Origin of the sequence: Actinotalea sp. JY-7885 (assembly GCF_014525465.1) — a bacterium.
Classification (GTDB): domain Bacteria; phylum Actinomycetota; class Actinomycetes; order Actinomycetales; family Cellulomonadaceae; genus Actinotalea.
In genome coordinates, this window is the sequence record NZ_JACEXH010000018.1 from 19535 (window position 1) to 27364 (window position 7830).

The following is a 7830-nucleotide window of genomic DNA, read 5'->3' on the forward strand; positions in this document are numbered from 1 at the left end:
TGCGACGCGCTCCGACGGTGCGCCGTGCGATCACACCGACTGGTCCGGTCTGGCCCACCGCGGCGTCGTCCGCGTGCCCCTCGGGTCTCCCCGCCGAGCTCCCGTCGGGTGTCCCCGTCGGGCTGGTCCTCCGTGCTCCTGCCGGCGGCTCGTGCGGCCCGCCTCACCCCGGCCCGCCCTGGTCCCGAGGGCGGTCACCGCCGGGTCTCCCCGGTGGTCACCACCCAGGTTCTCCCTGGCTGGCCGTCCGGGTCTCCCCGGTCGGTGCGGCGTTCCGTCCTTGCCGATGACGTAGTTCTAGACCCCCGCGAGGACCCGCCACAAGGGCTCTGGGGGACGAGTTCCTGACGTTCTTCTGCCCACAGGCTTGTCCACATGTCCACACGGTCGCGACCGCCTCGGCGCACAGACCTGTGCACAAAAGATGTGGACGAAGGGGGTCAACCCCGGACGTCGTAGTTCAGGTGGTGGGCCACGTCGTGCAGGAAGTAGTGCCCCAGCGAGAGGGCCGTGAAGGCCGAGCCGTTGCTGCGGTAGCCGGGCCGGCCCCAGTCGGCGTCGGACAGGCCGGTGAACGCCTCCGCGGCGCCGCGTGCGGCCGCGACCAGCTCCAGGGACACGGCAGCCGGGTCCTGCTCCCCGTACCGCTCGGCCACCGCCGTGGCGTCCTGGTCCCAGTTCTCGAAGCTCGGGCCGTCCTGCTCGCGGATGAGCCGCGCCCGCGCGGCGAAGACGTCGCAGACGTCGCGCACGTGACAGGCGTACTCCAGGGGCGACCAGACCTTCGGGACGGGCCGGCGGGCGACGTCGTCGCGTCGGAGCACGTCCTCCCAGCGCGTGGCGTACCCCATCAGGATCCCGGGGATCTCGTCGCCGGCGACGGCCTCGGGGTGGAAGCCGCAGTCGAGGCACGGTCGCTCGGTGACCCAGGTCCAGTCCTTGGTGTCCGGTTCGATCGTCTCGTCCGTCATGCCCGGAGAGTACCGCCGTGCTGCGGCACGAGGCGGCAGCGCTCCGCGACGCGCGGTGGGAGAATCGAGGTGTGCCGAAGATCATCGGTGGCTCCCTCACGGAGCACCGCGAGCAGACCCGCAACAAGCTGTTCGCTGCGCTCACCACGCTCATGAGCGACAGGGGGTTCGACGCGATCACGCTCGCGGACATCGCGGCGGCGGCGGGCATCGGTCGGACGGCGGTGTACAACCACTTCCCCGACAAGGAGTCGCTGCTCATCGCGTTCATCACGCACGAGACGGAGCAGTACGTCGCGACGCTCGAGCGGGCGCTCTCGGGCGTGACCGACCCGACCGAGCAGCTGCGCACGTACGTCCGCCAGCAGACCCAGCTCAAGCGCGTGTTCCACCTCGCCCCGGGACCCGATCTGCGCAGCGTGCTCTCGCGGGGCACCCGGGCCCAGCTGCGCGAGCACGCCGAGCTGGTCGAGGCGATCCTGCGGCGCATCCTCGAGGCGGGCATCGCGTCCGGCGCCTTCCCGCCGCAGCCGGTCGAGACGACCGTGCCGCTCATCAACGCCTGCCTCTCGAGCCGCGGCGTGCCCGACGAGGGCCCGGGCCGCGAGGCCGCGATCGCCGCGACGGAGACATTCGTGCTCCGGGCGGTCGGCGCCGCCTGACGCCCGCCGGCAGCGAGGCTTGAGCGCCCCGGCCGGGCGTGGTTCAGTGGCGTTCTGACAGCTCGTCAGGTCCCCGTCCCCCGGAGTGCCCATGGCCGCCGTCGCCGTCCACCCGCTCACGGACGGGCCGCTGTCCCTGCACCTGCGTGCCGCCACGCGCGCGGCCCACGACCGGGCGGAGCGCTCGGGCTTCGTCGAGGCCCTCATGGGCGGACGCCTGACGGTGGCCGCCTACGCCGAGCTGGCCGCCCAGCACCACGTGATCTACGGCGCGCTCGAGGCAGCCGAGCCCTTCGTCGGCGCCGACCCCGCCGGCGCGACCATGATCGTGCCCGGCCTGCAGCGCGTGCCCTCGATCGAGCGTGACCTGGCGGCGCTCGTCGGGCCACGCTGGCGTGAGGAGATCCCGGTGCTGCCGTCGACCGAGCGGTACGCCGCCCGGCTGCGCGACGTCGCGGGGACGTGGGTCGGCGGCTACGTCGCGCACGCGTACACGCGCTACCTCGGCGACCTCTCCGGCGGGCTGGCGATCAAGGCGATCCTCCAGCGCTCGTACGGCGTGCCCGACGAGGCCGTCAGCTTCTACACGTTCCCGACGATCCCCAAGCCGAAGCTCTTCAAGGACGAGTACCGCGCCCGCCTGGACGCCCTGCCGTTCGACGCCGCCGAGCGGGAGCGGGTCGCGGCCGAGGCCGCCGTCGCGTTCGAGCTCAACACGGCGCTCTTCGCCGAGCTCGGGGAGCGCCACCCGCCGCGCGCGTGATCCCACCGGGCCGCGGTCCCGGTTCGCGTGCGAGCCGCGGCCGCGTCGGCGTGCGAGGTCGGCGTGCGGGCCACGGCGACGTCGGCCAACCTGGGCGGATGTCGAACCTGAGCACCGCGATCGAGACCACCGCCGCTGCCGCTGAGGACCTCACCGAGGAGCTGGCGGACGCGCTGGGACGGCGGGGCTGGACGGTCGCCACGGCGGAGTCGCTGACCGCGGGGACCATCGGGACCGTCCTCGCGGCCGCCCCGCAGGCCACGACGTGGTTCCGCGGGACCATCGCGTGCTACTCGCCCGAGGTGAAGTACGGCCTGCTCGGGGTGCCGCGCGGACCCGTCGTCACGCAGGAGTGCGCGGCGGTGCTCGCGCGCGAGACCGCCCGCCTCCTGGGCGCGGACCTCGTGGTCTCGTGCACCGGGGTCGGCGGACCCGAGCCGGAGGAGGGCGAGCCGGCGGGCGCCGTGTGGTTCGGCGTCGCGTCGCCCGGCGGCTCGCACACCGAGAAGGAGGTCTTCGCCGGCGGACCGGCCGAGGTCCTCACCGCGACGACCGAGCACGCCCTGGCCCTCCTCCACCGCGCCGCCACGACAGGCCTCTGACCCGCCCGCCACCCACGGTCCACGGTCGGACCGGCACCGGCCGACGGGGAGCCCGAGCGGGCGCCGCGGACGGCATCGCGGAGGGCGGGCGGTGGTCAGCCGTGGAGCGGGAGGGTGAGGGTCGCCGGGCCGCCCGGGACGACGCGGACCGGCACGCCCCAGTCCTGCTGGTTGAGGTGGCACGCGGGGAACTCGATCGCCGGGTCCGCGTCGCACGACGCCGCCTGCGCCGTCACGTGCAGCACGCCTTCGGTGACCTCGGGGTTGACCCGGAGCACGCGCTCGAGCGGGACGTCGTCGCCCGCACCGTCGAGCAGCAGCCCGGGCGGCGTCGAGGACACGGTGAGGCGCGTCGAGGGTCCGTAGCGGTCGTCGTACTTCTGCCCGGTGGCCGGCGTGAAGACGACGTCGAGCCGCACCTCGCCCGCGCCGATCTCGCTGACGGGCCGCTGCGTGCGGTGCGCGCCGTGGTCGAGCAGCTCGCCCGCGAGCCGGGCCGGCAGGCGCAGGCGCGTCAGCCGATGGGCGGCGGACTCCACGACGAGCAGCTCGACGCCGCCGTCGTCGTGCACGTCGACGAGCAGGCCGCTGGGCTCGGCGAGGTCGCGCGCGAGCGTGGTGACCTCGCCGTCGCCGTCGGGCCCGACCGCGTAGCGCCGGACCGCGCCGTTGTAGGTGTCGGCGATCGCGACCGACCCGTCGGGCAGGACGGCGACGCCCAGCGGGTGCTGCAGCAGCGCCTGCGAGGCGGGCCCGTCGCGGTGGCCGAAGTCGAACAGCCCGGCGCCGACGGCGGTCCCGACGCGGGTCCCGGCGTCGTCGTGCTCCAGGAAGCGCAGCGCCGAGACCTCGGAGTCCGCGAGCCAGAGCCGCCCGTCGGCGCCGAGCGCGAGGCCCGACGTCTGCGCGAACCACGCCTCGCCCGCCGGGCCGTCGAGGAGGCCCTCGTTCATCGTCCCGGCGAGGTGCTCGATCGTGCCGGCGACCGGGTCGAACGCCCACAGCGTGTGGTTGCCGGCCATGGCGACGACGAAGGCGCCCAGCGGCGGGTACCAGGCGACGTCCCACGGCGAGGAGAGCTTGTGGCGCCGCGCCGGCTCGTCGTCGGCCGGCAGGACGTTGTCGGCCGCGCCCACCATGAACTGCTCGCCCGTCCCGGCGAGCGTGCGGACCGCGCCGTCCGCCAGGCGCACGCCGCGCAGCGCGTGGTTGACCGTGTCCGCGACGACGACGTCGTAGCCGAGCGCCTCGCGCAGGTCCTCGGGCACGAGCGCGAGGCCGTTGGGCTCGCTGAAGCGCGCGTCGTCGGGACCGCCGTCGACCAGGCCCCGCTCACCCGAGCCGATCCGGCGGACGAGCGTCTCGCCGTCGGGCTCCAGCAGGGCGAGCGAGTGGTGACCGGCGTCGGCGACGAGCAGGGTGCCGTCGGGCAGCCGCACGGCCTCGGCGGGGAAGCGGAGGGTCGTGGCGGACGCGGCGGGGGGCACGTACGGGCCGTCGCCCCGGTGCAGCGTGCCCTTGGCCTCGTGCTCTGCGACGAGCTCGCGGACCAGGACGGCGAGGTTGTGCTTGTGCCCCTCGCCGGCCATGTGGGCGACGATGTAGCCCTCCGGGTCGACGACGACGAGCGTCGGCCAGGCGCGCGCGCTGTACGCGGACCAGGTCGTCAGCTCGGGGTCGTCCAGGACGGGGTGCCGCACCTCGTAGCGGTCCACGGCGGCCGCGAGCGCGACCGGGTCGGCCTCGTGGACGAACTTCGGCGAGTGCACGCCGACGATCACCAGGACGTCGCGGTGCTCCTCCTCGAGCTCGCGCAGCTCGTCCAGCACATGCAGGCAGTTGACGCAGCAGAACGTCCAGAAGTCGAGCAGCACGATCTTGCCGCGGAGGTCCGCGAGCGCGACGTCCCGACCGCCGGTGTTGAGCCAGCCCCGACCGACGAGCTCGGACGCGCGGACGCGGGGCAGGCGGCGGGCGCTCGTCTCGGTCACACCGGTAGTGAACCCGAAACGCCCGGCCTCCGTTCCCGTCGTCCGGTCAGTGAGGCGGGCTGCCGGCCCCGGCGGGCCCGTCGCCGTGCTCGGCACCCGACGCCCGTTCGGGCCTTCCCTCGGGTGGCAAGGAACGCGACACTGTGGTGCCGTCGGACCGCCGCGGCGGATTCTAGGGAGAGTCTCGTGTTCCGTCGGGTCGCCGCAGTCCTCGCCGTCCTCCTCCCGGCGCTGGTCCTCATCGCACCGTCGCCGTCCCAGGCCGCGGGCGACGTCATCACGGGCGTGGTGTACGACACCCACCGGGTCCCCCTCAACGGCATCCGCGTCGAGCTGGTCACCGTCGATGAGGAGGGCACCGTGACGGGCGTGCTGGCGAGCGCCACCACCGCCGGGGACTCGAGCACGCCCGGTGGGCCCGGCTTCTTCACCCTCCAGCACTCCCGCACCGTCCCGTGGCGCGCGACCGTGCGCGCGGTGGACCCGTCCGGCGAGCTGATCACCACCTACGACAGCAACTCCCGCACCCATCCGTTCTGGGGCGAGTGGGTCGATGCGGCCCCCGAGCCGACCACCTACCGCATCCCGGAGGCCGTCATCCTCACGATGGGTGCGCCCGGCCGCTACCTGCCGCTCGACCCCCGACGGGTGTACGACAGCCGCACCGACGACGACCGGCGGCCGTTGCGACGGGGTGAGTTCCTGACCGTGGAGCTGCCCTACACGCCCGGCGACGTCGTCGCGGCCGCCGTCAACATCACGACCACGCAGACGAGCTGCGCCACGACCTACATCGCCCAGGCGTCGCACGTGGTCGGTTACCCCTGGGGTGCCGACTCGAGCATCGTCAACGCGCGCGCCGGCGCCGACGTCGCGAACCACACCGTCCTCGCCACGTCTCGGAACGAGGAGATCAACAGGATGGTCCTCTACAACCACCTGTGCGAGACGCACATGGTGGTCGACCTGGTGGGCGTCTACGCACAGGACGCCCCGGGCTTCGCCGGGTACCAGCCGGCGACACCGGAGCGGGTGCTGGACACACGGGTCGACGTCGGAGCGCTCGGGCCGCGCGAGGCGCTCGAGGTGCCGATCACGGCGCTCGCCACCGACGCGCCGGCCGATGCGGTCGCGGTCGCGGTCAACGTCACGGCGACGGCCGGGACCGCGCCCACCTCGTACCTGTCCGTGTACGAGGCCGGAGACCCGTACGGGTGGGAGACCAGCACCCTCAACGCGTACCGCGGGGCCGACGTCGCCAACCTCGCCGTCGTCCCGCTGTCCGACGACGGAGCGATCGAGGTCTACAACAACAGCGGGAACCAGCACGTCGTCCTCGACGTGCAGGGCTGGTACACGCAGACGGACGGCCTCTCCTTCTGGCCGATGGACCACCGTCGGACCGCATCGAGCGAGGGCCCGGCGCTCGGCCCGGGCGCCACCCGGGTCACGACGGACCCCGGTCGTGGGATCGAGGCGCCGGCCGGCGCCCAGGCCGTGCTCCTCAACCTGACGAGCACCCGCGCGACGAGCCCGACGACGTTCGTGACCGCCCACCCCTCCGGCCAGGCACGGCCCTTCACCAGCAACGTGAACGCCCGGCGGGGCATCGACCTCGCCAACAGTGCCGTCGTCGGTCTCGGAGTCGACGGGGGCTGGGCGCTGTACAACAACGCCGGCTCGGTGCGGCTCCTCGAGGACGTCGCGGGATGGTTCGCCCCGAGCAAGGACGACTGAGCACCACGAGCGCGGAGCAGAGACGCGGCGGCGAGCCCTCCGCGTCCTGAAGGGGCTCGCCTTCTAGCGGCGCCGCGGTCGGGTCGGGCTCAGCTCGCGCGGACCGCGCCCACCACGCGCACGTCGACGGGCACGCCGTCGACCCGGTCGGGCACCCCCGTGCGGTCGCCGGGGTGCTCGACGTTCACGCGGAGCGCGTAGCCGTCGCCGTCGGGCCGGACGCCGATCCCGCGCACGCCCTCGTGCCCGGACAGGGCAGCGCGCAGGTGGGACTTGGCGGTCCGCGCCTCGTTCAGGTCGGCCATGGAGCACCTCGGGGTCGGCGAGCCCGGGGGCTCGCGCTGCGGCGGGGGGACCCGCGCCGGGGCCGGACTCAGCCCACCAGCTCCGCCTCGAGGGCCTCGAGGACCGCGCCGATCGGGTTGAGGTACGTCAGCCCGGTCCCATTCTCGCCCCCGCTCTCGCTCCCGGCAAAGAGGAGGCCGACGGCGGCCGCCGCACCGCCGTCCGGCAGGTAGACCAGCGAGCCGCTGTCGCCGCCGCGCGAGAACGGTCCCGACCCGAGCCCCTCGACCTCGATCTGGTCGTCGAAGGACAGCTCCCCCAGCTCCGCGCCGTAGCCCACGACGACGTCGTCCAGCTCGATCGCGGTGACCCTCCCGCGGGTCACGCCCGTGGTGCGGCCGATCTTCTCGACCTCCTCGGCGCCCAGCACCGGGGCCGTCGTCGTGACCGGGCCCGCCGGGTAGGTGGCATCGACGTCGGCGTCGTCCAGCGCGGCGACCGCCGCGTCGACCAGGGCCGTGGTGCCGGGGACGAGGGGGACGAAGGCCGCGAGGGTGCCGACGCGGTCGCCCGGGTCCTGCCCGCCGTCCGCGGGACCCGGCTGCAGGACGGCGTCGCCCACGGACGCCGAGGGCGACCCGACCAGCACGTGGTAGTTCGACAGCGCGTGGAGGCGGCCCGCGACGGTCACGAACGCGCCCAGGGTGCCCGCGCTGACGTCGACGTGCGCGATGGAGATGCCCGGACGCAGCGGCCGCACGCGGCCGGTCTCGCCGACCGCCTGCGCGCTGACCACCGGCGGACGGGGGCCGCCGACCG

General features: G+C 74.4%; 8 protein-coding genes. 4 read left to right on the top strand and 4 right to left on the bottom strand.

What is annotated here, in order from left to right:
- Positions 1-440 precede the first annotated feature (440 nt).
- Positions 441-971: a DinB family protein gene (locus IDM29_RS03325; protein ID WP_182112433.1), complete on the bottom strand. Its 531-nt coding sequence runs from the start codon at positions 969-971 to the stop codon at positions 441-443.
- Positions 972-1042: 71 nt separating this feature from the next.
- Here IDM29_RS03325 and IDM29_RS03330 point away from each other — a divergent pair, with 71 nt between their 5' ends.
- From IDM29_RS03330 to IDM29_RS03340, 3 genes are all read left to right on the top strand, one after another.
- Entirely contained in the window at positions 1043-1633 is a 591-nt protein-coding gene (locus IDM29_RS03330) for a TetR/AcrR family transcriptional regulator (protein ID WP_182114339.1), read from the top strand.
- 91 nt (positions 1634-1724) lie between these two features.
- Positions 1725-2396 carry a heme oxygenase (biliverdin-producing) gene (locus tag IDM29_RS03335; protein WP_182112434.1) on the top strand — a complete coding sequence of 224 codons (672 nt, stop codon included), beginning with the start codon at positions 1725-1727 and terminating at the stop codon, positions 2394-2396.
- Positions 2397-2494: 98 nt separating this feature from the next.
- Positions 2495-2998, top strand: a complete 504-nt coding sequence (locus tag IDM29_RS03340; protein ID WP_182112435.1) for a CinA family protein — start codon at positions 2495-2497, stop codon at positions 2996-2998.
- Between the two features lie 95 nt (positions 2999-3093).
- Here IDM29_RS03340 and IDM29_RS03345 read toward each other — a convergent pair whose 3' ends face one another.
- Positions 3094-4989, bottom strand: coding sequence for an NHL domain-containing thioredoxin family protein (locus tag IDM29_RS03345; protein WP_182112436.1), 1896 nt, complete (start codon positions 4987-4989; stop codon positions 3094-3096).
- A gap of 186 nt (positions 4990-5175) precedes the next feature.
- On the opposite strand from IDM29_RS03345, the gene IDM29_RS03350 reads away from it, so the two are divergent.
- Positions 5176-6726, top strand: coding sequence for a hypothetical protein (locus IDM29_RS03350; protein ID WP_182112437.1), 1551 nt, complete (start codon positions 5176-5178; stop codon positions 6724-6726).
- A gap of 89 nt (positions 6727-6815) precedes the next feature.
- Here IDM29_RS03350 and IDM29_RS03355 read toward each other — a convergent pair whose 3' ends face one another.
- Positions 6816-7031, bottom strand: coding sequence for a hypothetical protein (locus IDM29_RS03355; protein WP_182112438.1), 216 nt, complete (start codon positions 7029-7031; stop codon positions 6816-6818).
- 68 nt (positions 7032-7099) lie between these two features.
- Positions 7100-7830: hypothetical protein (locus tag IDM29_RS03360; protein WP_188037196.1), on the bottom strand; the 731-nt coding region annotated here is incomplete at its 5' end.

Excerpts from the sequence above, each read along its gene's own strand:
- IDM29_RS03325 (WP_182112433.1), bottom strand. The coding sequence starts at position 971 with ATGACGGACGAGACGATCGAACCGGACACCAAGGACTGGACCTGGGTC.
- IDM29_RS03335 (WP_182112434.1), top strand. The coding sequence starts at position 1,725 with ATGGCCGCCGTCGCCGTCCACCCGCTCACGGACGGGCCGCTGTCCCTG.
- IDM29_RS03340 (WP_182112435.1), top strand. The coding sequence starts at position 2,495 with ATGTCGAACCTGAGCACCGCGATCGAGACCACCGCCGCTGCCGCTGAG.
- IDM29_RS03355 (WP_182112438.1), bottom strand. The coding sequence starts at position 7,031 with ATGGCCGACCTGAACGAGGCGCGGACCGCCAAGTCCCACCTGCGCGCT.